This window comes from Enterobacter sp. SA187 (assembly GCF_001888805.2).
Taxonomy (GTDB): Bacteria; Pseudomonadota; Gammaproteobacteria; order Enterobacterales; family Enterobacteriaceae; genus Enterobacter_D.
Map to the genome: position 1 here is coordinate 3,252,086 of NZ_CP019113.1, position 25,005 is coordinate 3,277,090.

General features: G+C 55.5%; 20 protein-coding genes. 10 read left to right on the forward strand and 10 right to left on the reverse strand.

All coding sequences use genetic code 11. The annotated features are described in order from the left end of the window. Window positions 1–3 precede the first annotated feature (3 nt). From BMF08_RS15620 to BMF08_RS15635, 4 genes are all read right to left on the reverse strand, one after another. The gene (locus BMF08_RS15620; RefSeq protein ID WP_072568463.1) at window positions 4–957 is read right to left on the reverse strand and encodes an aminoimidazole riboside kinase; all 954 of its coding nucleotides are present in this window, start codon (window positions 955–957) and stop codon (window positions 4–6) included. 21 nt (window positions 958–978) lie between these two features. Beyond that, the gene (locus BMF08_RS15625; RefSeq protein WP_072568464.1) at window positions 979–2,322 is read right to left on the reverse strand and encodes a carbohydrate porin; all 1,344 of its coding nucleotides are present in this window, start codon (window positions 2,320–2,322) and stop codon (window positions 979–981) included. Between the two features lie 121 nt (window positions 2,323–2,443). Next, window positions 2,444–3,877 (reverse strand): glycoside hydrolase family 32 protein, encoded by a 1,434-nt coding sequence (locus tag BMF08_RS15630; protein ID WP_072568465.1) that lies wholly within the window; start codon window positions 3,875–3,877, stop codon window positions 2,444–2,446. 16 nt (window positions 3,878–3,893) lie between these two features. Continuing rightward, on the reverse strand, window positions 3,894–5,135 hold the full coding sequence (locus tag BMF08_RS15635) for an MFS transporter (RefSeq protein WP_072568466.1): 1,242 nt from the start codon (window positions 5,133–5,135) through the stop codon (window positions 3,894–3,896). A 243-nt stretch (window positions 5,136–5,378) separates the two neighbouring features. Between BMF08_RS15635 and BMF08_RS15645 the strand changes: the two genes are divergently transcribed. Continuing rightward, window positions 5,379–6,374, forward strand: coding sequence for a LacI family DNA-binding transcriptional regulator (locus tag BMF08_RS15645; RefSeq protein ID WP_072568468.1), 996 nt, complete (start codon window positions 5,379–5,381; stop codon window positions 6,372–6,374). Between the two features lie 36 nt (window positions 6,375–6,410). Here BMF08_RS15645 and BMF08_RS15650 read toward each other — a convergent pair whose 3' ends face one another. From BMF08_RS15650 to BMF08_RS15665, 4 genes are all read right to left on the reverse strand, one after another. Further along, on the reverse strand, window positions 6,411–7,619 hold the full coding sequence (locus BMF08_RS15650; RefSeq protein ID WP_072568469.1) for an aldose 1-epimerase family protein: 1,209 nt from the start codon (window positions 7,617–7,619) through the stop codon (window positions 6,411–6,413). 210 nt (window positions 7,620–7,829) lie between these two features. Next, window positions 7,830–9,191, reverse strand: coding sequence for a NosD domain-containing protein (locus tag BMF08_RS15655; RefSeq protein ID WP_072568470.1), 1,362 nt, complete (start codon window positions 9,189–9,191; stop codon window positions 7,830–7,832). Window positions 9,192–9,205: 14 nt separating this feature from the next. After that, window positions 9,206–10,600: a glycoside-pentoside-hexuronide (GPH):cation symporter gene (locus tag BMF08_RS15660; protein WP_072568471.1), complete on the reverse strand. Its 1,395-nt coding sequence runs from the start codon at window positions 10,598–10,600 to the stop codon at window positions 9,206–9,208. Window positions 10,601–10,709: 109 nt separating this feature from the next. Then, entirely contained in the window at window positions 10,710–11,720 is a 1,011-nt protein-coding gene (locus BMF08_RS15665) for a LacI family DNA-binding transcriptional regulator (protein ID WP_072568472.1), read from the reverse strand. Window positions 11,721–11,912: 192 nt separating this feature from the next. On the opposite strand from BMF08_RS15665, the gene BMF08_RS15670 reads away from it, so the two are divergent. Beyond that, window positions 11,913–13,286 carry a glycoside hydrolase family 10 protein gene (locus BMF08_RS15670; RefSeq protein ID WP_083580949.1) on the forward strand — a complete coding sequence of 458 codons (1,374 nt, stop codon included), beginning with the start codon at window positions 11,913–11,915 and terminating at the stop codon, window positions 13,284–13,286. Window positions 13,287–13,289: 3 nt separating this feature from the next. Here the strand turns inward: BMF08_RS15670 and BMF08_RS15675 are convergent, their stop codons facing one another. Both BMF08_RS15675 and BMF08_RS15680 read right to left on the reverse strand, forming a co-directional pair. After that, the gene (locus BMF08_RS15675) at window positions 13,290–14,021 is read right to left on the reverse strand and encodes a MerR family transcriptional regulator (protein ID WP_072568473.1); all 732 of its coding nucleotides are present in this window, start codon (window positions 14,019–14,021) and stop codon (window positions 13,290–13,292) included. Between the two features lie 177 nt (window positions 14,022–14,198). Next, window positions 14,199–15,419 carry a diguanylate phosphodiesterase gene (locus tag BMF08_RS15680; RefSeq protein ID WP_072568474.1) on the reverse strand — a complete coding sequence of 407 codons (1,221 nt, stop codon included), beginning with the start codon at window positions 15,417–15,419 and terminating at the stop codon, window positions 14,199–14,201. A 343-nt stretch (window positions 15,420–15,762) separates the two neighbouring features. Here BMF08_RS15680 and ycgZ point away from each other — a divergent pair, with 343 nt between their 5' ends. The 8 genes from ycgZ to sra all read left to right on the forward strand — a co-directional run bounded on the left by ycgZ (window position 15,763) and on the right by sra (window position 24,894). After that, window positions 15,763–16,008: a regulatory protein YcgZ gene (gene ycgZ / locus BMF08_RS15685; RefSeq protein ID WP_072568475.1), complete on the forward strand. Its 246-nt coding sequence runs from the start codon at window positions 15,763–15,765 to the stop codon at window positions 16,006–16,008. Window positions 16,009–16,111: 103 nt separating this feature from the next. Further along, the gene (locus BMF08_RS15690) at window positions 16,112–16,390 is read left to right on the forward strand and encodes a biofilm development regulator YmgB/AriR family protein (RefSeq protein ID WP_072568476.1); all 279 of its coding nucleotides are present in this window, start codon (window positions 16,112–16,114) and stop codon (window positions 16,388–16,390) included. Between the two features lie 237 nt (window positions 16,391–16,627). After that, window positions 16,628–18,499 carry a beta-glucoside-specific PTS transporter subunit IIABC gene (locus tag BMF08_RS15695; protein ID WP_072568477.1) on the forward strand — a complete coding sequence of 624 codons (1,872 nt, stop codon included), beginning with the start codon at window positions 16,628–16,630 and terminating at the stop codon, window positions 18,497–18,499. A 124-nt stretch (window positions 18,500–18,623) separates the two neighbouring features. Further along, the gene (locus BMF08_RS15700) at window positions 18,624–19,631 is read left to right on the forward strand and encodes a LacI family DNA-binding transcriptional regulator (protein ID WP_072568478.1); all 1,008 of its coding nucleotides are present in this window, start codon (window positions 18,624–18,626) and stop codon (window positions 19,629–19,631) included. A gap of 294 nt (window positions 19,632–19,925) precedes the next feature. Further along, window positions 19,926–21,464: a methyl-accepting chemotaxis protein gene (locus BMF08_RS15705; RefSeq protein ID WP_072568479.1), complete on the forward strand. Its 1,539-nt coding sequence runs from the start codon at window positions 19,926–19,928 to the stop codon at window positions 21,462–21,464. Window positions 21,465–21,537: 73 nt separating this feature from the next. Next, window positions 21,538–22,743: a mannuronate-specific alginate lyase gene (locus tag BMF08_RS15710; RefSeq protein ID WP_083580951.1), complete on the forward strand. Its 1,206-nt coding sequence runs from the start codon at window positions 21,538–21,540 to the stop codon at window positions 22,741–22,743. A 108-nt stretch (window positions 22,744–22,851) separates the two neighbouring features. Further along, the gene (locus BMF08_RS15715) at window positions 22,852–24,564 is read left to right on the forward strand and encodes an ABC-F family ATP-binding cassette domain-containing protein (protein ID WP_072568481.1); all 1,713 of its coding nucleotides are present in this window, start codon (window positions 22,852–22,854) and stop codon (window positions 24,562–24,564) included. Between the two features lie 192 nt (window positions 24,565–24,756). Beyond that, on the forward strand, window positions 24,757–24,894 hold the full coding sequence (gene sra / locus BMF08_RS15720) for a stationary-phase-induced ribosome-associated protein (RefSeq protein ID WP_072568482.1): 138 nt from the start codon (window positions 24,757–24,759) through the stop codon (window positions 24,892–24,894). The last annotated feature ends 111 nt before the right edge of the window (window positions 24,895–25,005 follow it).

Consider the following 25,005-nt stretch of genomic DNA (forward strand, 5'->3'; position numbering starts at 1 on the left):
AGGCTAGCGCGCCGGGCGCAGGTTAACCGCCAGTTCCGCGGCAGACGCCCTGAACGCTTTAAGGACGTTTTCATCCGGCAGCGCGGCCAACGCCCCTTTGGCGGTGGTGGCCAGCGCGCCGCAGGCGCTGGCCTGGCTGAGGGCCTGCTTCAGCTGCGTCAGATCCGCTAACGCATTCCCCTGCGCCAGGCTTGCCAGCAATCCCGCCATAAAGGCATCTCCCGCGCCGGTGGTATCCAGACTGTCCACCTTATATGCGCTCATCTCAACGATCTGATCCTGCCATAACACCACAGAGCCATCCGACCCGCAGGTCACGACCTTCAGGCGCGACGGATACCCGCCCAAAATCGCCAGAGCTTTGTCATGCTGCGTGGTGCCGGTTAACCAGTACAGCTCCTCCTGTGAAAGCTTGAGGATATCGGCCTGGCGCGCAAAATGACGCACCGTGTCGGACATCTCCTGCGCATCCGGCCACATCTGTTCACGCAGATTGATGTCAAAACTCAGCAGACCACCGCGCTGTTTAATGCTGCCAATGGCGCGCACCAGGGTTTCGCGACAGGTCGTGGCTACCAACGCCAGCGAACAAAAATGCAGAATGTCGTCGGCAAATTCCGGCAGCCCGTCCGCCGTTAAAAACTGATCGGCGGAGGGATCGACCAGAAAAGTGAAACTGCGATCACCCTCGTCCCCCAGCGACACCAGCACCGTGCTGGTACGGTGCTGCGCGTCAAACTGCATATGACGGGTATCCACGCCCTGCTCAGCCAGCGTTGTTTGCAGAAAATGGCCAAAGGGATCGTCCCCGGTACGGCCAATAAAGCCACAATCCGCGCCAAGTTTCGCCGCGCCAACCGCGACGTTAACCGGCGCACCGCCCGCACAGGCGCTGTACTGCATCTCTCCCTGCGGTAACAAGTCGATCACCGCGTCGCCTAATGCCCAGATCTTCATACACTCCCCTTAACCTGATTATCAGAACAAATATTTAAAGCGCACCCGCGCGCCATAGCGGTCGTCATTGCTGCCGCTTTCAGACGCCGAGGCATCCAGCCAGGAGGCGTAAGCCCCGAGGTAAATATTGAAATTCGGCATATCCATGATCTCCGGCAGCTGCCATGAGGTATGCAGGGTGTGGATGTCGTAACGACCGGGGGCGAGGATCGCGCAGTCGCTGTCACAGTCGGCATCGACGCCCGCCATATTGAAGCGGTCGATTTTGTTATGGGCGTAGATATAGCCCAGCTCGACGCGATGCCAGAGGGCATTGATTCCGGCGCTGAAGTCTTTTTCGTCTGCCGCATCCAGGTAGGCGGTGCTCAGATTCACCACCGCGCCGTTTTCCGCGTCGATCCGCTGGGTGTTCCAGCTCATGGTCATACCGTAACCGGTGCGGCTGGACTGATCGCGAAAGCGGCCGTTCTCCTGCTGATAGCCGTAAGCGTTATTGACCAGATTGCTCTCCAGCGCGGCGGCCACCGTCCAGGGGCCGGACTGCCAGGCGGCGACCGGGCGCACATAGACCACGTTTTTGCGGTTATCGAGTGCGTTTCCATGATAGTTCTGATCGACGAACAGCGAACTGCCGTCCTCAACCAGCGTATTGACCTCGAAATACCAGTTATCAAGGTTTTTACTGAGCAGGAAATTGCCGCCGCTGTTGCTGCGTCCGCGCCCTTCTTTCATCATGTAGATATAGCCGTAGCCATCGCTGTAGAGATCGTTGGCGGTATTACCGGAATATTCAATAAAGGTATCCTGATTAAACGGGAACATATCCCAGGCTTCAAAACGCCCTATTTTAATTTTCCAGTCATCCTGCTGGCCGAAGAAAAAAGCCGCGTCGTCAAGATTCATTTTGCCGCTCATATCCGCCAGCGGCTGTACGCTGAATCCGGCATATTTGCCGTCTGCGCCCTTTCTCATCCCGTCGAAGCCAAGCAGAATGCGGCCGTTTATATCCCAGCGCTCTTTTTCACCCGGCGTCCAGTCTTTATTAGCGCTGGTTTTAAGGGACGTCAGCCCTCCGGTGCGGCTGGCGCCGTCCATATTAAATTCCACATCGCCATAGAATTTTAATTCGTCGGTGTCATTCACCTGTAAAGAGGGTTTTGCCGGTGCAGCGCTGGCAACCGCACGGGGCGCGTCCTGCCGTTTTAAGGCGCGGATCTCCGCTTCCGCGCTGGCGGCTCGCGCTTCGGTGGCCTTAAGGCGGCTTTCCATTTGCGCCAGACGCGCTTCCAGTGAAAGATTTTCCTGCGCACAGACCACGCTGCTGAATACAGACGTCAACACACAACCGATCCATAATATTTTCATCGGGGAACCTTTTTTATTATTTCGCTATTCAATCATTAATGGTGCAGAGGGTATTCCGGCGACAGCGACAGCAATAACCCGCCCGTCGCCAGGGACGGGTTATTGATAATCTGAGTGTGATTTATTCCAGCTGCCAGGCGCCGCCGTCGGTTAATGAAGCGCTTCCGCTCCAGGCGAATAAACGTAATTCCCGGTTTCCGGCATCCGGATAAATACGGCTGCTGAGGCAGGCTTCGCCGTTATTCACAAAAACTTCAACGGAGGAGCTGTCGATAAACAGCCGCACACTGAGATCGCGATCGGGGGATAACGGCACGCTGCGCGTCCCGCATAAAGCGTGCTGCGGATAATACCGCTCCAGCACCAGCCGCTGCTGCTGGGCATCGACATACACCCGCAGGCCGTCGCCGAGGCTGATGCCGTATTGTTCGGCGGTGCTGTCGGCGCTATTCCAGTTCAGCACCACTTCCATGGCCCCGGCGTTTTCCGCCACGCTGATCTGCTGATTTTTAAGGGTGCTGACCGGCCACGGGAACCAGGCCTGACGCAGGCTTTCCACCTCTTTCGCCGGGCGCATTTGCAGGCGGTTATCATGGCTCAGGCTAAGTTCCCGCGGCAGGGAGAGCATGCCCGCCCAGCCGTCCTGCTGCTCCGGCAGCGGCGACTCCCACATATCCAGCCAGCCGATCACGATGCGGCGTCCGTCCGGCGTTGCGAAACTCTGCGGCGCGTAGAAATCGTGGCCGTGATCCATTTCGGCAAACTCACCGGCGCGGATAAAAGGCTGGCCGGGCTGCCAGTCGCCCACCAGATAACCGCTCTGGAACAGATTGCGATTTTTGAAGCCGTCGGCGTTCATGCCCTGCGGGGAGAACATCAGCACGCGCCTGCCGTTCAGGGTGAAGAAGTCCGGGCACTCCCACATAAAGCCCATGCCGGCTTCCGCTTCATCGAGCACGCCTTCGTCCTGCCACTGGCGCAGATCCGCCGAGCGATACAGACGCACCTGTCCGGTTTCGCCCAGACGTGCGCCGACGATCATGTACCAGCTATCCCCTTCGCGCCAGACTTTGGGATCGCGGAAGTGATGCACGCCCGGCGGCGTATTCACCACAATGCCCTGCCGCTCAAAGTGGATCCCGTCGCGGCTGGTGGCCAGACACTGCACCTGATAGAGGTTGTCTTCGTTACCGGCGTCGCCGTGAAATTTATGGCCGGTGTAAATCAGCGCGAGGGTGTCGCCGTCCACCACCGCCGAGCCGGAAAAACAACCATCTTTATCTTCCGGTCCTTCCGGGGCGATGGCCACCGGCAAATGTTCCCAGTGCACCAGATCCTGACTGCGCGCATGCCCCCAGTGCATCGGTCCCCATTGCGTGGAATAAGGATGATGCTGGTAAAAAGCGTGATACCAGCCGTCGAACCACACCAGCCCGTTGGGATCGTTCATCCAGCCCGCACGGGCCGCCAGATGGTAATGCGGATACCAGCGCAGGTTGAGCGCGTCGCGCTTTACCCTGAGTTCCTGTTCAGCGTCAGCAATTGAGTAGGTCATAGTCTTCACTCTTTATTCAGATAGCGGAAAGTTGGGGTACCTGCGGATCCGCTGAAGCCTTGCCGGATCGCAGTAAAAAGATGGAGATAAAGGTGATGCCGAACACCAGCATGCCCATAAACAGATAGGATTCGGCGAAGCCATATTTTTCGTAGCTGTAGCCTGCCAGCGGCGACAGCACCGAGGCGATCACCGAACTGGTGCAGGCAAATCCCACCAGATAGAGCGTGGATGAGAGGCGTTTGTCGAAATTCAGGCTGTTGTATTTGAAGATCGCCACCAGCAGCACCGGCAGCTCGACGGCGTGCAGCAGTTTGGTGATGGAAATTAGCAGCGGCCCTTCCACCAGCCCGGAGGCGATCATGCGCATTGCCATCACCATGCCCGCGAAGATCAGGCCGTTTTTCGCGCCGACGCGGTTCACCAGCCAGGGCGCGCAAAACATCCCGGCGGCTTCAAGAAACACCTGGAAGGAGTTCAGATAGCCGTACATCGCATTGCCTTCCTGCGACGTGGCGAACTGTGACGAGAAATAGACCGGGAACTGCTGATCGTAGACGCCATAAATACAGGTGCCGACGACAAAGAACACCAGCGCCCAGAAGCGCGGCAGCGTCAACAGACGCAGCGCGTCCGCCAGGGTGACTTTACCGCCCGCCACCGCCTCCTGCATGGCATGGGGCGCGGAGGAGACCCGCAGACGGGCCAGCAGCACCATGAACACCAGCCCGGAACAGCTGGCAACCGCGAAGTTCAGCCGCGGATCGATGTTAAACAGCAGCCCGGCGAAAAAGGTCGCCACCGCCCAGCCCAGCGATCCCCACATGCGCGCCTTACCAAATTCAAACTGGCTCTGACGCGCCACGCGTTCGGTGTAGGATTCCAGCACGCCGATGCCGCCGTTAAAGGTCAGGCCGATAAAAATGCCGCCGAATACGCTGCCGAGCAGAATGTTAATGGTCAGCAGATGCCCGAACAGCAAATACGCCGGGCCGGAGAGGATCAGCATCGCCGTCAGATACCACAGCAGATGCTTGCGCAGACCGAGTTTATCCTGCACAAAGCCGTAACAGATCTGCGCGAACAGCGCCGAAACCGACAGTACGGCAAAAATAATCCCCGTATCCCCCGCCTTCAGCCCGACTTCCTGATGCAGCCAGATGGAAAGCAGCGAGCCTGAGGAGGACCAGGTGACAAAAAAGAAGAACAGCAAGGCACTGAGTAAAGGGTAACTGTGAGAATGATGGACTTTCATCATGGCGATCTCGTGTTGGAGTAATGCGCTAATGGTAACGTTAACAAAATCTCACCTTCACGCCGTTTTGCTGAGATTCATGATGTTAATCACAAAAGTTAACGTTAACATAATGGAGATGAGATCGCGATCAACATTTCAGACCCACAGACTGCGACACAGCGGAAAAGGAATAGCGTATGATCCTTTTACATCAGCAACTTAGTTATACTGCCGCTGGCAGCGCGGCAATGATGGAGTAAAAGAATGGCCTCCCTGAAAGATGTGGCAAAACTGGCAAACGTATCGCTGATGACCGTCTCGCGTGCGCTTAACAGCCCGGAACGGCTAAAACCGGAAACCCTGGCTCGCGTACAGCAGGCCATAGAACAGACCAATTACGTGCCGGATCTGTCCGCCAAAAAGATCCGCGGCGCCCATGCCTCCCCCAGCACCATCGGCGTGCTGGCGCTGGATACTGTGACCACGCCTTTCTCGGTGGAGATCACTCTTTCTATTGAAGAAACCGCCCGCGCCCACGGCTGGAACAGTTTTGTGGTCAACATGTTTTCCGACGACAGCCCGGACACCATGGTCGATCTGCTGCTCTCCCACCGACCGGACGGCATTATCTATACCACCATGGGCCTGCGCCAGGTGCCGCTGCCCGCCAAGCTGCTGACGCTGCCCTGCGTGCTGGCGAACTGTGAAAGCCTGCACGATCCGGTGGCCAGCTATATTCCGGATGACGAACAGGGTCAGTACAGCGCAGTGAAAGCGCTGCTGGCGGCGGGCTATCGCCGCCCGCTCTGTCTGCATCTCCCGGAAAAGCATCTGGCGACCATCCGCCGCCGTCAGGGGCTGGAGCGCGCCTGTCGCGAAGCGGGTATCGATCCGCATACGCTTAACCACGCGTATATGGAATTTGGCGATGAACACTACCGCGATATGCCCGCCCTGCTGCTGGCGCATATCCACGACGGCAGACCGCAGTTCGACGCGGTGATCTGCGGTAACGACCGCATCGCTTTTATGGTCTACCAGACGTTGCTGGCACAGGGGCTGCGCATTCCGCAGGACGTGGCGGTACTGGGTTACGACAATATGGTGGGCATCGGCGATCTGTTTGTGCCGCCGCTCTCGACGGTGCAGCTGCCGCATTATGAGATTGGTCGTCTGAGCGCGCTGCATATCATTCAACAGCAAACTCATCGCGATACTGTCCGTGTGGAAAGCCCGCTGCTGCTGCGCGAGTCGTTGTAAAACGCGCCCCCGGACAGGCGGGCGCGTGTGCCGGGATTACTCTTTTGCGATCGGCGTGGCGTTCTCGTCGATTTTCGTCTCGCCCTGAATGGCGGTAATTTTCTTCTCAACGTCCGCCACCTGTTCACTGCTGTGCAACAGGGTGTAGGTCAGATCAAACTGCGTACTCGCCCCTGGCTGGAGCTGCTTCACGCGTTTCTGCTCGCGCTCGATGGTCACCGGATAGGCAAAACTGGTGCCCGGCTCAATGCCGGTGACGTAGCCCTGTTTGAGGGTGTCGGTATTTTTCCATAGCGTCAGCACCGGCAACTGGCGGGTGTCGAACTGGATGGATGCGCCCTTATCACCCGCTTTGTTCACCACGGCCGCCAGCGTCTGATGATCTTCCCCTGCCAGCGGCTGAATGTTGAATACCATCTCGTCAAAGCCTTTGGTCGGCCCGGCGTAGGTCTGCCAGTTTTTCAGGCCCTCTTTGGCATAGTCATTGAACGGACTGATAGCGGACATCGGCGCGAGGAAGCGCGCGCCCTCTTCCAGGATCGGCATGCCGAAGTTGCTGTGATAGATGATCTGGTAATCGTGCGGATAGTCCGCATCGTTGGTCAGCACATCGTGCAGGCTGAAACTGTTGCTGCCCGGCACGTAGCGCAGCTCGGTCAGGGTCTGCAAATCCGCTTTCTTGAAGGTGCTCTCTTTAATCAACCCTCGAATGCGGATCTCATAGGGCGCGGCGTCCGCTACCTCGACTTCCACCTGCGAGGCGGGCGTATTCCCCGCTTTGCCATGGAGCGTATAGATTTGGCCGTCAGCGGTGACCGGATGACCGGTCCATTCGTAGCCGCAGCGCACCATCATTTCGTTGAAACCTTCCAGCCAGCCCAGCCCGTTACGGCTTTCCAGATTAATAAACGCCGGGTTAACCACCTCTTTCACCGGCGACTCCCAGCCCATTTTTGAGCCGAAGCCTTCCACACGCAGCAGATTCATACCGCGCGTCGGACTGAGGGTGATGGTAAGCCCGTCCTTACTGGTAAGGATGAGTATTTTACTCCCTTCCTGCTTACCGCCATGTAGCACTTTTTGCTCAATGCTGAAACTGTGATCTTTGACGTTCAGCTCCTGGCTGGAAATCTTCCAGTTTCCTTTTTCCACGCCCTGTTCAGCGCTGGTCAGCACCCAGGTTTTTGCCGCCACCTGTCCCGAAATCATTACTGCAAGCACCGTTAAAGCCAGTTTAATTTTCATTTTTCGTCCTTTTTGCTGAATCGATTATTGACTGACCCGCCCGAATCTACTGATTAGCAGGTTAAAGAAATGTGACGAGGTTCACCTGCCGGGAAAAGCAGCGTTTTTAAGGGAAATTATGTGGTTTTGATCGCATGAGGAATGAAAAATCCCCGCACGATTGCCGTAATTATGCGGGGTTGAACAGATAATGCTTTAACGATTCAGCGGCTAAACAGGCTGGCCGGGCACGGGTGTGGCGCGAAAGGCGTTAAGGCTGCGGTCCAGTATGACCTGGTGATCCGCCCCGGAATCCAGCACCGTATTGTGCGTGGCTGCGGACGCCACCAGCACGGCTGTCACCGCCAGCGCAACGCGGCGATCCGTTGCCAGCAAGGCCCCCACCTGGGTGGTAAAACAGGAGCCAGCGTCAGCAGACTGTTCAGCACCTGCTTCGCGGGTGGCGATGATATGATTACTAGCGATGTAATTCCCCTGCCCGACGACGAGATGAATGATCACCGGCCTTGTGTCCGGCGGTGTGCTAAGCGCCGTGTCGGGGGACGCAGAGATATGATTACCGATCACGGAATTGTGATCGCCATTGATATGCACCAGCCCGAAGCTGTCATCAAGGCCGTTATCGTAGCCCTGCATCGGCGGCCACGGCTCGCGGTCACGCAGCAAATGGTTGGCGGAAATCAGGTTCTCCGAGCAGTTATCTTCAAGGATCACCATGCCCGGATAAAAGGCGTGAAAACGGTTGCCGGTAATACTTGATCGCGCCACCCCCGAGAAATGCACGCTGCTTTTACCGCGCGGAAAGATATTATTGGCGGCGATCAGCAGCCCGCCAAAATTCTGCGCATAAATGGAGTAGCCTTTGTAGCCTGCCCCGATCAGGTTATCGGTAATTTTTGAGGCCTGGCCCGCGCCGCGCAGTTCCACGCAGTTACCGCATTCGGCAATGAAATTATCATGCACCGACAGCGCGTCGGCGTGGTAAATGGTCAGGCCGTGCTCCAGATAGACAAAACCCATGCCGTTGATGCGAAACGAGTCCTGGGCGCTGGCGATATAAATCCCCGTCTTACCGTTCACATAGCTGTTTTCCGGATCGTTATGCCCCAGGTCGTCATCGACGAAATGCAGCCCATCGATGCAGAAGCCGGAAAACTCCACCGAGCTGATGCGCGGCTCGCCGCTGCGCTCCACATAAAAGGCCGCCCCTGCATGCTCCGGCTGCCCGTCGCCTGCGGCAATATCCACCAGAATACGGCTGCCGCCCGGCCAGATTTCATGCCAGTTCGGCCATTCATTTTGCGGCGCGTTAAAGCGGATGCTGGAAGACGTAAAGCCATGCCCGGCGCCCATGATTTTCAGGTAACTGATGTCGATGAGTATCTGCGTGGTGAGGTGATAATCACCCGGCGGAATATAAATGACCGCGCCGGGCTTGCCGCCGCCGTTACTATCAGTCTGCGTTTGTCGGCTTTTAATATCGGCGATGATGCTGTTGATCACCTCGCCAATATCTCTGTACGGGTTACCGGTATGCCAGCGGGTGACATCATAATGGTTATTGCTCGTCATCAGTAGATCCTCATTTACATGACAGAAAGTTCGCGTTTAGCCAGGTCGACTTTGATTCTTTCCAGCAGTTGATTGTCGAGTTTGAAATAACGCACCATCCAGGCGCTGATGAAATAGCTCACCATCGGCAGTAAGGAGAACATGATAATAATGCCCTGGAGGGTTTGCGGATTTTGTTGCGGCTGGTTGGCGACGTAGCCGGTAAAGGAGAGGATCCAGGCGACGATAGCCCCGGCGACTGCCAGCCCCATTTTCAGCATAAAGAGATTGCCCGCAAAGGAGATGCCGGTCAGACGCTTGCCGTATTTCCAGTCACCGTAATCATCCACGTCAGACATCATCGCCCACAGAATCGGACCGGACTGGATCAAATGCAGAATATTGATCACGATAAACAGCGCCAGCAGCGGCGTCAGTGATTGCGGATCAACGAACCACAGCGCGAATGACAGAATGCCGAGAATAATATTGATAATGCGGAAAAGCTTAATTTTATCGAAACGGTCGGTAAGCGGTTTGGCAATCACGCTGCCGAACATATTGCAGGCAACGCCGAGCGCCATAAAAAAGGTCACAAATCCTACCGAGGCGTGCATCACATAGGTGGCGTAATAAATAGTCACCGCCCCACGAATAAAGGCCGGGAAAACGTTTAAAAAGGTAATAGAGATCATCAGCAGCCACTGATCATTTTTGATGATGTCTTTCAGATCGCGCATTAAGGAGTCATTGGCTTTTACTGATCTCACCCGCTCTTTAATACTGCTGAAGCAGAACAGGAACATTAGGGTGGCGGCAGCACCCATGATCATCATGGTCTGCTGAAAACCCGCCGCGCGGTCGCCCTCTCCCAGCCATTCGGTGAGCGGCAGAATAGACGAGGACACAATCAGCGTCGCCAGTCCGTTCAGGAAGAAGCGCCACGACAGACAGCCCAGCCGCTCTTTCTGATTCAGCGTGATCACACCCGCCACCGAGCAGTAGGGAATATTTATCGCGGTATAAATCAGCGACATCACCAGATAAGTCACCCAGGCATAGATTATTTTGCCGCTCATCGTCAGATCGGGCGTGGTAAACATCACCACCGCGCCCAGACCAAAAGGCACCGCCATCCACAGCAACCACGGGCGGAATTTGCCCCAGCGACTTTTAGTGCGATCGCATATTGCGCCCATCACCGGATCGCTGAAGGCATCAAATATACGGATCACCAGAAATAAGGTGCCCACGACGCCGGCATCGAGGCCATAAATATCGGTGTAAAACCAGGTCAGATAAAGTGCCAGCACGCTCCAGATCATGCAGGAACCGGCATCCCCCATGCCGTAGCCCACTTTTTCTTTCAGGCTGAGCTTTTCATAAGCGCTGTGCTTTGATGTTGTTTTTACAGACAGAGTGACAGACATATCGTGTACCTTTTCATTGCGCAGTCGTGAACGCCGGGCACGGGTCATCAGACCGGTCCCATCCGGGATAAATGTCGTGGTAATAAAATTCAGATAAAAAATTAACGCGTCATAAGGTGGTGATATTCAGCCTGACGCTGCTCTCGCGGATAATTAACCGCGAAACGATCTCCACCATGTCGATACTTTCCAGCTGGCTGTTATTTTTCACCATCTGAAACGCCAGGTGCGCAATTTCATTTATTGGCTGCGCGACGCTGGTTATTTTTTGTGTTTGCGCCAGCACAGTATTATCAAAGCTGGCGATGGCAATATCGTCCGGAACGGTCAGCCCCTGCGCTTTCAGGCCATCGATAATGTAGCAGGCGGCGACATCGTTATAGACCAGCAGACAGGTGCAGCGCGCCGGGTCATTTTTCAGTTTATCGATGATCACGTCCAGGTTATGGATATGCCCGGAGGTTCTCTCCCCCTCGCCTTTACCGATCCAGAACTGGTGCGCCAGCGCCAGTTGCAGGCCGTGCCCGGTAATTTTCCTGCTGTAGGCCGACACCTTGCGATTATCCACCCCGTCCTGGGCGATAAAACCAAAGGCAGTGTGGCCGGTATGAATAAAATGCCCGGCGATATTCTCCGCGCCACGGGTCTGGTTAATGGACACTGAATTAAAAAAGCGGGAGACCTGCGTGACTACCGCCACCGGTATGTGGGTGGCACGAAGCCATTCCGATAATTCCGCCTCGGCTTCAGTGGGCACCCACAGCAGACTGTCTATGCCCATGCCAATCAGACTATGAATAATCTGTTTATCCTGTTGCGGCTGATTCTGATGCGTTTTCACAATCACCGATTTGCCAATATAGCGGGCCTCTTCTTCAAAGGTGGCCAGTAATTCGCAAAAGTGAGGGTTGACCAGATTGGGTAATACCACGCCAATCAGACCCGAACATTTTCCGCTGAGTTGCACGGCGCTTTTCAGTGGCACATAACAGAGAAAATCCATGGCATCCCGCACCGCCTGGCGCGTTTCCGGATTCACGCCCGGATGATTATTCAGCACCCGGGATACGGTGGCGGTTGATACACCGGCTTTTTTGGCGACGTCTTTCAGGGATGCCATAAGAAGTTACTGTGTCTCTGTTTGATGTGCAGTAACTATAGAGTGTGATCAGGCTCAAAAATGTTAGCCCGTTCACATGTCATTTCGTTACATCGGCACAGAGATCGGGATCTCATTTTTCATTTGATTCAGGAGAGACTACCATCATTACCAGTTATCTAACTCATTGACTTAAGTCTGAATACCATGAAAATGACGCCACCCACACCGCTTAATGCGAATCCGGAGACTATCATCGCCCGTTATCATCGCTTGCCGCGCCTGCGCCGCGTTGCCCGCGTGGCTGCCCTTACCGGCTGCGCTCTGCTGCTTGCCAGCTGTTCCTCCAGAGCGCCGCATTCGCTGGTCACCCCGCTGCCGCCGGTGACAAAGCAGCCGCTGGCGGATAAATCATCACAGTCTGACGAACCGGTGCGCGGGGTCTGGCTGGCGACGGTGTCCCGCCTTGACTGGCCGCCGCGTGAGTCGGTCAACGGCAGCAGCAGCGCGGTGCGCATCCGGATGCAGCAGGAAGCGCTGAAAACCAAGCTGGATAATTTGCAGCGGCTTGGCATCAACACCGTTTTCTTCCAGGTAAAACCCGACGGTACAGCGCTGTGGCCGTCAAAAATTCTGCCGTGGTCAGATATGCTGACCGGAAAAATTGGTCAGGATCCCGGTTACGATCCGTTGCAGTTTATGCTGGATGAAGCGCACCGGCGCGGCATGAAAGTCCACGCCTGGTTTAACCCTTATCGCGTCTCCACCAATATCAAACCCTCTACCGCCAGCGAGCTGAACAGTACGCTGGCGCTGCGTCCTGCCAGTATTTTTGTGCTGCACCGTGACTGGATCCGTACCGCAGGGGACCGCTATGTGCTCGATCCCGGCATTCCGGAAGTGCGCGACTGGATCACCAGCATTGTGGCGGAAGTGGTGACAAGTTACCCGGTGGATGGCGTGCAGTTCGATGATTATTTCTATGCGGAAACGCCTGGTTCGCCGCTTAACGACAGCCAGACATTCCGGCAGTACGGGCAGGGATTTGCTTCGAAAGCAGACTGGCGGCGGCATAATACGCAACAGCTGATCGAACAGGTGTCGCGCACCATCAAGCAGCTGAAACCCGAAGTGGAATTTGGCGTCAGCCCGGCGGGGGTCTGGCGCAATATTTCCCACGATCCCTCCGGTTCGAACACGCGCGGCGCGGCGGCCTATGACGAATCCTTTGCGGATACGCGGCGCTGGGTACAACAGGGATTGCTGGATTATATCGCCCCGCAGATCTACTGGCCTTTTGCACGGGATGCGGCGCGTTACGATGTGCTGGCGCACTGGTGGGCAAACGTGGTGAAGCCGACAAATACGCGCCTGTATATTGGCGTCGCATTATATAAAGTGGGTGAAGCGTCGAAAAATGAACCCGACTGGACAATTAACGGCGGTGTGCCGGAGCTGAAAAAACAGATCGATTTGAACGAGTCTGTGCCGAATATCAACGGCACTATTCTGTTCAGGGAAGACTATCTTAATCAGCCCCAGACCCGGGAGGCGGTCAGCTATTTGCGTGGCCGCTGGGGAAAATAACGCTTACTTACCGTGAAATACGATGGTGAAACCCTGTTCGTGCCAGTGCTCAAACTGTTCCTGCTGGCGGCGCGTCAGGGTTTTACCTGTCCAGATAAAAATATGCTGCCCCGGGAAGAGTTCCGGACGCGGCAGATCCAGCGGTTCGGCGAGCACGTCAATATGCCAGCCTCGCTGCGAAAGACGCCAGGCTTCCAGCCACAGCCGGGTACGGTCGTCAGTATCCCAGCCAATCAGGAGCGCCTCTTTACCTGGTTTTAAACGTGCCTGCGCGACACAGCTCACGGCGTATTCAATCAGCGCGCCATCCAGCAGGCTGCTCATCGCGCGGGCAGTATTTTGATCGAGATTTAAACGCTGACGCACCGGGGTATAAACATGATCGATTAAGGCATCGACCGGGTGCTCACGCCCTGCTTCATTGATTTTGGCGCGTAAGTTCGCAGGATTCACGCGGCGCAGCACGGCCATCATCTCTTCCTGCTGTAATGACCAGCCGTCGTCCACCGCCACTTCTTTTGCTTCCAGCAATGCCTTCACCTTTCCGACCGGTACGCCGCTTTTGATCCAACGCTTAATATCTTCGATGCGCTGAATATCCTCTTCATCGAACTGTCGATGGCCGCCTTCACTGCGCTGAGGTTTCAGCAATCCATAACGACGTTGCCAGGCCCGCAGCGTTACAGGATTGATTGCGCATCGTTCAGCGACATCGCCAATACTGTAATGAGCCATAGGTCTCCTTTGTACATCTATTTAACACTTCACCTTAAACTAACCAATATCCTGAGCTTGTACAAACCCTTTTTTGTTGTACAAGAATTATGTGACTGTTTATCAACACTATTTATAATTTTCGAATGAAAAAAAAGCCCCGCTTCTGCGGGGCTTGTACAAAGGTGTAGCGGATGATTATAAGTCGGCTTTCTTTTCCGGCCAGGCCACCTGCGGGATTTGATCAAAGGCCGGACGGGCAAAAAGATGTCCCTGGAACTGGCTGATGCCAGCCGACTCCAGCCACATCCATTCTTCTGCTTTCTCGACGCCCACCGCGGAAACGGCAATTTCCAGCGAGTGGCAGCATTTAATAATCGCCTGTATCACCGCCTGCCGCGGACCGCTTGTATGCACGTTCTTAATCAGCTCGCGGTTAATCTTGATCCTGTCCGGCTGAAACTGCGTCAGCAATTGCAGACCGGCAAAACCTGCGCCGAAATGATCGATGGCCACGCTGATACCTGCGGCTTTCAGCTGACGCACCGCGCCGGTAAAGGCGTCAAAACCGGATATTACCTCGCCTTCGGTAAACTCCACGATGATCTGTTCCGGCACCAGTCCGCTGGTGGCGATACCCTCTAACAACACATCAACCGCTTCGGGTATTTTCACCAGCGTCATCGGCAATAGATTTACCGACAACGCCTGCTCATGCAGGTTTAATCCCCCCGCCATCGCAAAAGCGACTTTTTTGCTGTGCAGATCGGCAAGGTATACCTCATCCCCCTGCATACCCGCAAAATACGCCTGCGGGCCGCCGCCATCCGGTGTACGTAACAACGCTTCTACCGACGCGATTTCACGGGTCAGCGGGTCGATAATGGGCTGAAACGCAAAGCTGTACTCTGTTGACGTTGATTTCAACGGTGCGCCAAGTTGTACAACCTCATCATCGGGTACAAATTCCCATGCATCGCCGGCAGGGATCTCAAAATAATTCTCTTTTTCTGTGGCTTCGACAAAGGTGCGGAAGAATTGCAGCGCCCTGTCGTTATACGTTAACTGATATTTCGACGTGCCTTTGTCCAGTACGACCTGCAAAACTTCCTCTTTTTCGGACTGCCGTAAATCAAACAATTCCATACCGGCTTTGCCGAAGCGTCTTGCAGGAGCGTAATCATACAGAAGCTCCACTACGTTATAGTGGCGTTGGTCGCGACAGATATGACGGTAAATTTCCACCACATTTTCTTCAGGGCCTTCAAGCAACTGGAAGAAGTGCGTGCCGTTGAAAAGTAAAATGCCCGTAACATTTGCCCGACTATTTATCTGGTTTGCACCCGCTACCATTTCTTCCAGCGATTTAACTGAAACGTTATCGCATATATGGCTGCGGTAGATGATGGTTGTGAGCATTTTTTCCCCGAGAGTGTGATATCTGCGGCCAACATTAACAGATGCCAGGCTATTCGTCTTGTCCGTCTGTGGTCTTCAGAAAATATATTTTTGTCCAGATATTACAGTGGCTTAAGCCCGATACGAAAGTCATTCTGAGTACAAATTTGCCTTGTATAAGCTGTACAACTCCCCATTTACACCGCCAATTTATTTTCGACCCTAACAGACTGAAATGAGGACGATATATCCTCCAGACTCCAAAATACCTAAAAACCTGTACGCTGGCTATGTACAAGTTTAGAAAGTTTGTATAACTTAGTCGACAAGTTAACAAGTTCAGCACATTTAACAGGAGCGACCAATGCAACAGGACGGGTATACCTTCGATTCATCTGCTGCCATTGCACAATATTTTAGTAAAGCCGCTCTGCCGACTCAGCAGGAAACGCTGGGTGAAATTGTGGTGGAAATCCTGACGACAGGTCGCCATCTCAATCGCAAAAATCTTTGTACAAAATTACTGGTACGCCTTGAACAGGCCGGCAGCCAGGAAGAAGAACAACATTATCAGGCGCTGATCGGCATGTTATTTGAACGGCAGATTTGATGTCTTTCACTTAAGAAATCATTAGATTTCGAATGAAAGCAAAGTGTCTGTATATTCCCTGACTTCAGTCAGCCAATAAACTCTTAACCGCGGTGAAATAATAATGAATTCCATGATTGCACAGCAACCAGACGTATTTTCAGCACTGCACAACCCCGCTTTATCCGCTTATGTTCGCAACGCCTCTGATTTAATGCCGGATGAATCCGCCCTGCTGGCTACCGCTATCAGAAGCCTGCTGGTGTCCCAGGGACATGCCAGCAATAAAGACATTATCCTGTGGTTAATCGGTACGCTGGAAACCACGCACGATGCCACTACCGCTGACGTGATCCGTCACTGCCTTGAACTGGTGGTCAGCTACACCATGGACGACATCTGAGACAGATTTAACTCTGCATCAGGCCAATGGATTGGCCCCCCCTCTTTACCTCGCCTTTTGCTTCCCCGGTTTTTGCATTTCATCCCCCACTGTCTGGTTTATTCATTCAGCCAATCAATGTGATTCAGCCCACACTCCGCCATGAAACCGGTTGCACGCGAGTCGTTCACTGCTAGCATGAAACCGGTTACACGAAAAGTCACATAAAAATTTACCCATAAAAAAGGTACATGAATAATGGCAGTTATCAGGGATTACAATAAGTTAGCCAGTGACATCCTTCGCGAGGCAGGCGGTGAAAATAACATCAGCAGCTTTACCCGCTGCGCCACCCGGTTACGCCTCGTACTCAATGAAACTCCGGCGGAAGCTAAAACGCGCATTCAGGATCTGCCCGGCGTCATCGCCGTGGTGGAAAGCGGCGGTCAGTTTCAGGTGGTGATTGGTACCCACGTCGCCGACGTATTCAACGCGCTCTCCGCCCTGCTCGGCGAAAACCATGCCGGTGCAACAGCAAAACCGAAAACCCGCTGGCTGGATGCAGTGATCGGCACCATGTCGGCGGTGTTCGCGCCCATCGTTTATATTCTGGCGGCAGCCGGGATCCTGCAGGGGCTGCTGATTGTGGTCGGGCTTATCGATGCCGATGTAAAAACCACCGGCACCTTCGCCATTCTGAACTTTATGTCATGGACGCCCTTTGCGTTCCTGCCGGTATTTATCGCCATAACCGCCGCGCGGCATTTCAAATGTAACCCCTATATTGCGGTGCTCTGCTGTTGTGCGCTGATCAACCCGGAATGGTCCGCCATGGCGGGCCGTATCGCGGGCGGTGAAACCATTACTTTCCTGTTCATCCCGCTGGCGAAAACGGTGTACACCTCGTCGGTGCTGCCGCCGTTGTTTCTTGTCTGGGCGCTGTCGTGGCTGGAAAAGCGCGTCGAGCGCATCCTGCCGGACGTGGTTAGCGCCCTGTTCACTCCGCTGGTGTGCTTTGTGATCATTGTACCCTTGACGTTGATTATCATCGGGCCGGTAACCACCTGGGCGGCGATGGGCATTGCCTCCGGCTATAACGCGCTCTTTGCGGCAGCCCCTGCGGTGGCAGCGGCGGTGATTGGCGGCGTATGGCAAATAGTGGTGATTTTTGGTGTTCACTGGGGCATTACGCCGGTGATCATGGCGAACTTCGACACCCAGGGCTATGACTCCTTCCAGGCCTACCAGACCATCGCGGTGATCGGCCAGATGGCGGCGGTGTTCGGCGTCTTCCTGAAAAGCCGCAACCGCGAACTCAAAACCACCTCGCTGTCGGCGGGCGTGACGGCGATTTTCGGTATTACTGAACCCGCTATTTATGGCGTTACGCTGCGCTTTAAAAAGCCATTTATCTGTGGTTGCATCGGTGGCGCGGTTGGCGCTGTCGTCGCCAGCCTGTTTGGTTCCCTCTATTACGCGTACGCCGCCCTGCCTGGTCTGTTCACGCTGGTGAACGCCATCAGCCCGGACGCGCCACTGTCCTTTATTGGCGAGCTGGCGGGAAGCGCCACGGCGATCGTCCTGACCATTGTGCTGGTACAGTTTGTCGGCTTTGAGGATCCGGTGGCTGAAGAACAGCGTAGCGAACCGGCAAATAATCCAGTGACGGCTGCGCCTGTCAGCCTGAAAATCATGAGCCCGCTGGACGGCGAAGTGATGGCCCTTGAAGATGTCGCCGACGACGCCTTCGCGCAGAAAGCGCTGGGTGATGGTATCGCCATCCGGCCGCAGTCGGGCCTGGTTGTCGCTCCCTGTGACGCTCGCGTAGAAACGCTCATCGACTCTCATCATGCGGTCGGGCTGGCGTGTGATAACGGCGCAGAGCTGCTGATCCACGTCGGCCTGAACACGGTGAATTTACAGGGGCAACATTTTCGCCCGCTGGTCAAAGAAGGCGATATGGTAAAAGCGGGTACGCCGTTGCTGGAGTTTGATAAAGAGGCTATCGAGCGTGCCGGTTACGACCTGACCACGCCGGTACTGGTGATCAACAGCGACGACTACCGCTTAACCAAACATCAGTCTCACGGAGATATCCGGCAGAACACGCCGCTGATGACCGTGGCCTGAGGCAGTCATCCTGCGGCAGAGTGGCCAATTCGCTGCTCTGCCGCACAATTTCCGCTGCAAAATCCCCTTACTATCATGCTCCTGCTGCATAATAGGCAGAGGTATTGATAACAAGCAGGAATTTATGGTCACGATACTGGATGTTGCCAGAAAAGCGGGCGTCTCAAAAGCGACAGTGTCACGCGCGCTTAACGGTAAGGTAGTGGTCAGCGAGGACGTTAAAGCCCGCATCTTTCAGGCCATTGAAGAAACCGGCTACCGGCCTAATCTGCTGGCGCGCAAACTGGCGACCAGTGAATCGAATTCCGTCGGGCTGGTGATCACCAACGGCCTGTATAACGGCCCCTTCTTTTCCGCCATGATTTACCAGGCCGCGACCTGTAGTGAAGATCACCAGCGCCAGCTGGTGCTCGCCGACGGCAAGCACAGCCGGGAAGATGAGCGTAATGCCATAAATTTCCTGCTGCAGCTGCGCTGCGAGGCGATCATGATCTATCCCAAATATCTCAGCGTTGACGAACTTGATGACATCATCGATCAGAATACGGTGCCCGTTGTGGTGATTAACCGCGAGCTGAAGCGTAACCGCAATAACGCCGTGTATGTCGATCATCACCGTTGCAGCATGCAGATGATGAACTATTTGCTGGAACAGGGGCACCGCACCATTGCCTTTGTGGGAGGCGCTGAAGGTTCCCCAACGGGCGACAGCCGCCTTGCCGGGTATCGCGATGCATTAAACCAGGCGGGAATTGTCCCGGATGAATCCTTGATCGTGCGCGGCAGCTGGAGCACGGAAAGCGGCTATGAAGCCGGGTGCGCGCTGCTGAAACAGCGTCGCGACATGACCTGCATTCTGGCGGCCAACGATGATATGGCTATCGGCGTCACCAAAGCGCTGACCGATCAGGGTTTCCGCGTACCGCAGGACATCTCCGTCGCCGGTTTTGATGATTCCACTATCGGGCGATACTTCACCCCGACGCTGACGACGGTACATATCCCGATGGATGAGATGATCAGCGACGCGGTTCGCATTCTGTTATCCCCCACCGCCGAAAGCGAAACCGACCCGCTGCCGCGCCACGAGGGAACGCTGATTATTCGGGAGTCGGTGGCTGCACGTCGCTAAATGTGCATGAGGTGTTAATAAAATGCCTCCTGCGAAAATGCCTGGCCTGCGTTTATTCAGGAAATGTTCTTTTTATTTGCGTTAAGTCTTGAGGTCGTTCTTTAAATAAGAGTGCCGATATTTTTATTTATCAATTTTATAACACGCTTATTTAATCCCTGCTTAAAAAATATTTCTTCCGCCTACTATCCGTCGCATTGCGCTTAGTAGAAAATGCCACGCCGAAAACAAAAATATGCACTGCCCGACACTTATTTTCAGGGTTTACCTGAAACACTTCATCGTGGGGATTTTATGAAGCGTAACACTCCTGTTACACAAAAAGAGTATTTGCTTAAAGATGGTATGACATTAATGTCGACCACCGATACGCACAGCCATATTACGTATGCTAACTCCGCTTTTATTGACGCCAGCGGCTATGAAGAAGAACAGCTGACGGGCGAACCGCATAACGTTATTCGCCATCCCGATATGCCAGCGGCGGCCTTTGCGGATATGTGGTTTACCATTCAACAGGGCGAAAGCTGGACGGGGCTGGTGAAAAACCGCCGTCATAACGGCGACCATTACTGGGTACGCGCCAACGTCACGCCGGTTTATCAGCAGGAGCGGCTTACCGGCTACATCTCGGTGCGTAATATTCCGTTGCGCGACGAAATTAACGCCGCCGAAAAACTCTACGCTGCGGTAAATGAAAATAACCTCAAAGGTCACCGCTTTTATAAAGGCCTGCTGGTGCGGCGGGGTTTATTTTCCTTCCTGTCGCTGTTTCAGTGGCTCAGCCTCGCCCGGCGAATTCATCTTGGAACAGGTATTAGTCTGCTGGCGATAGTAGCGCTGCAAATGACGCCCGTGATGCTGCCGGTGAAAATAAGCGCCACGATGCTTATCCTGGCGCTGTTATCATGGTTTCTCACCGCGCAAATTGCGCGACCATTAAAAACCATTCTTACCCAGATGCAGAAAGTGATCTCCGGGCGCAAGGCCGATTACGTGCAGTTTAATCGCGTCGATGAGATCGGTTTACTGCTGCGCATGGTAAATCAGTCCGGGCTTAACCTGAATTCCCTGGTGGATGACGTCAATACCCAACTGCACGGCATCCGGCAGATCAGCCAGCGCATCGCCAAAGAAGGCGTCTCCCTGCATACCCGCACGGAAGAAACTTCAGCCGATTTGCAGCAGACGGCAGCGGCGGTGGAAGAAATCGCCAGTGCGGTAAAACAAACGGCGGAAACCGCAGGCGAAGCGATGCTCCGCGCCGATGAAACCAGCGGCAATGCCATGAACAGCGGCAACATCATGAAACAGACCATCAGCATGATGCAGTCCGTATCCCGTGATAACCGGCAGATTGTTGACATCATCAGCGTGATCGACAGTATCGCCTTCCAGACCAATATTCTGGCGCTGAATGCGGCGGTGGAAGCTGCCCGCGCGGGCGAGTCCGGACGCGGTTTTGCGGTGGTCGCCGCCGAGGTACGGCACCTTGCGCAGCACTCGGCGTCGGCGGCGAAAGAGATCAAAACGCTGATCGAGAAAAATGTGGCCAACGTCAGTCATGGCGTGGCGATGGTGGAGAGCACCGAATCGCACCTGACGGCCATGATCGACAACGTGCTACAGATGTCACAGATGATCAAAGAGATCGGCACCGCGACCCGGGAGCAGACCCAGGCGCTGGCGCTGATCAATGAGTCCGTCTCACGCATCGGGGTAATGACGCATAACAATAATGGCATGGTGGAGCTGGTCACTCACGCCGCAGGAGATCTCTCTGCCCGCGCCGCGCGCCTGCAGCGGGCGGTGCAGGTTTTTGGCAGCCACTAATCTGCTATAGTTTTCAGCCTTATCAGACCTCAAGGCTGACATTGTGCTGCGATCGTTACGCATTTCTTTCCTTATGATACTGGCGGCAGCCGGGTCGTTCAGCGCGATGGCCGCTGGCGCACAGTATCTGCCGCCTGCCGGTTTTACCCTGCCCGTTCGCCCTGCCGCGACGACAGCAGTTACCTGCCCGCCGGTGCCGCCGCCCTTTACCGGTGCGCTGCGTTTGCGCAGTAAATATGAAGGATCCGACGCCGCCCGCGCCACGCTGAATGCCGGTGCGGAGCAGGCCTATCGTGACGCGACCCGCACGGTCGATGCGATGGAGCGCCAGGTCAGCAAACTGGTACAACGGGGCGACAGCCATTGCGCTATAGACGCGCTTAACCGCTGGGCGCGGGCCGGTGCGCTGACCTCCACAGACACCACGCATACCGGCAGAGCGGTGCGAAAATGGGCGCTGGCCAGCTTTTCATCGGCCTGGATCCAGCTGAAATTCGCCCCACAGTACCCACTCAAAGACGATCCGGCTGCCGCTTCACAGGTGGAAAACTGGCTAAGCCAGCTCGGCACGCTCGTCGCCCGCGACTGGAAAGGGCTGCCGCTCAACAAAATCAACAACCACAGCTACTGGGCGGGCTGGGCGCTGATGTCCACGGCGCTCGCCACCGGGCGGGACGATCTGTTTGCTGATGCCGTCGCTCTGCTGCGTACCGCTTTGCGCCAGGTGGACGATCGCGGATTTTTACCTAACGAACTTAAACGACGGCAGCGGGCGCTGGCTTACCATAATTACGCCCTGCAACCGCTGGTGATGCTGGCGCTGTTTGCCCGCGCCAGTCAGGTTCCGCTGAGCGACACCGAAACCGCCGCGCTGAAACGTCTGGGTGAGCGGGTGATTGCCGGGCTGGACGATCCCACACCGTTCCGCGACGCCACGGGCGTTAAGCAGGATCGTCACTTTTTAAATCAGCCGACCAATCTGGCATGGATGGAAGCCTGGTGCTCTCTCTATACCTGCTCCGCGGCAGTCAATAACCGCCTTGCCCCGCTGCGCCCGCTCAATAACGTGCGGCTGGGGGGATCTTATGCGTCTGACAGAGCAAAATCTGGTAGCGAGGGGCCACTAGTCAAACTTCGGTTCCCCCGTTACACTCACTGTATTCATTCACCTGATAAATATAAAAGGAGGTTACTTATGCTGTGCTGTGAATTGTTTATCCATTCACATCATTTTGGCGATCGCCACTGCTCAAGCGTTACCAGTATCGTGCTGCGATAACTGAAGCTTGAGCGAAGCTATCACCTGACTCCCTTCTCTCGGGCTTACCGGGTTATCGTCAGCGATGTTTGACGAGGCACGCGCGTGCCTGTAACTCTTGAGTAAGCAATGAGCACATTACTAACTGCACAATCCCTTCGTGTCGATACGGCTTTCGGTTCGCTGTTTCGCGATCTCTCTTTTACCGTCAAAAAAGGCGACCGCATTGGTCTGGTGGGCTATAACGGCTGCGGCAAAAGTACGCTGTTAAAAGTGCTGGACGGCACCCTTTCCCCGACCGCTGGCGTCTATTCTGTGGCCCGACACTGCCTGCTGGCGCGGGTCGAACAACACCTGCCCGATGAGCTTTCTTCTCTCTCCATGCTTGACGCGGTGCTGTCGCAACTGCCGCAGGCGGAACGCGATGCCCGGCGCTGGCAGGCGGAAACGCTGCTCGCCAGCCAGGGCTTCAGCGAGCGGGAGTGGGAATTATGCGCGGGTACGCTCAGCGGCGGCCAGCACACGCGGCTGTTGCTGGCGCGGGCATTGATCCGTCAGCCGGATCTGTTACTGCTGGATGAGCCGAGCAACCACCTCGATCTGCCGACGCTGCTGTGGCTGGAGCAGTTTTTGCAGCGCTGGAACGGCAGCTTTGTGCTGGTGTCCCACGATGCGCGACTGCTGGATGCGGTGACCAACACCACCTGGATCCTGCGCGACCAGACGCTGCACTGTTTTGCCCTGCCATGCCAGGCCGCACGACAGGCGCTGGCTGAACGGGATGAAGCCGACGCCCTGCGTCAGAAAGCCGAACAGAAAGAGATCGACCGCATCACCGCCAGCGCGAAACGGCTGGCGACCTGGGGACAGGTCTACGATAACGAAGATCTCGCCCGCAAGGCGAAGCAGATGGAAAAACAGATCCTGCGCCTGAAAGAGGTGCAAACCGACGTCACCGCCGGTAGTCACTGGACGCTTTCCCTTCAGGGCGATGCGCTGCGCGCCGACCGTCTGCTGGAGTTGAGCGAACTTGATGTCGCTCCGGCAGCGGATGCTGCGCCGCTGTTCAGATTGCCCCTGGGCCGTATCAAAAGCGGCGATCGGGTGGCGATTATGGGACGCAACGGCTGCGGGAAATCATCGCTGTTACGTCTGCTGTGGCAGCATTACCGTCAACAGCGGCTAAGTGAAGGCGTGGTGCTGCATCCGCGCGTTACCATCGGTTACTACGATCAGACGCTCCATCAGTTGCATGATGAGGATACGCTGTTCGATGCGCTGGAGCCGTTCGCCCCGCCGCCGGAGGTGCGGAAACAGGCGCTGATCGCCGCCGGTTTCGCCTGGGCGCGTCACGGGCAGCGGGTCAGCACCTTAAGCGGCGGCGAGCGCTCGCGTCTGCTGTTTGTCGGCATGTCGCTGGCGCGTTATGCCCTGCTGATGCTGGACGAGCCGACCAACCATCTGGATATGGAAGGCAAAGAAGCGCTGGCGCAGACGCTTTCCGGCTTTGACGGCGGCGTACTGCTGGTGAGCCACGATCGTGATTTGATCGCCAGCAGCTGTAACCGTTTCTGGCTGATTGAGGACGGCGAGCTTCACGAGTGGCACGACGTCGAGGCGGTGTTTGCGCGACTGCGGGAGCCGGACGCGGTGACGGCACCTGTCGCGGCGGGATCTTCCCCCCGGCCCCCGGAGACTGATGGCGATCGGCTGCTCGCTGAGCTGATTGCCCTGGAAACCCGGCTGGCGGAAGATTTGGCGCGCAAGCCGAAACATCAGAAGCCGCAACTACAGGCGCAGTGGCGAGCCGCTATTGACGACATCAACCGGCAGCTGGAGTAGCGAAACCCGCGCCGGGTCACAGACTGTTCTGAAACCCGGCGCGGCCATTGATATTTGGCATGGAATGACCCAACATCAAAGGTGCCGCGCACTTTTCGTACCGCGCGGCATTGGCTTTCGCTATGGGATTACGCTCACCCGTCAATGTTGCGGGCGCGTCCTTGAAACTTGTCACAGGATTAAGGAGTCAGCATGAAAACGAATCGTCAGGCACGTCACATTCTGGGTATGGACTACAAAGTGTCTAACCAGAGAAAAATCGTTACCAGTGAAGATCAACCGACGGTAGTCACCCACCGCACCGGTCGCCATCGTCGCGCGAAGTCATAATGTTATCGCCCGGCGACGTACGTCTGCCGGGCCTGCTGAACCCGCCTCGCAATTCTTTAACATTCTCCTTACGATTAGACGCATCCGGGAAGTATTTGCCATCGGCATGCT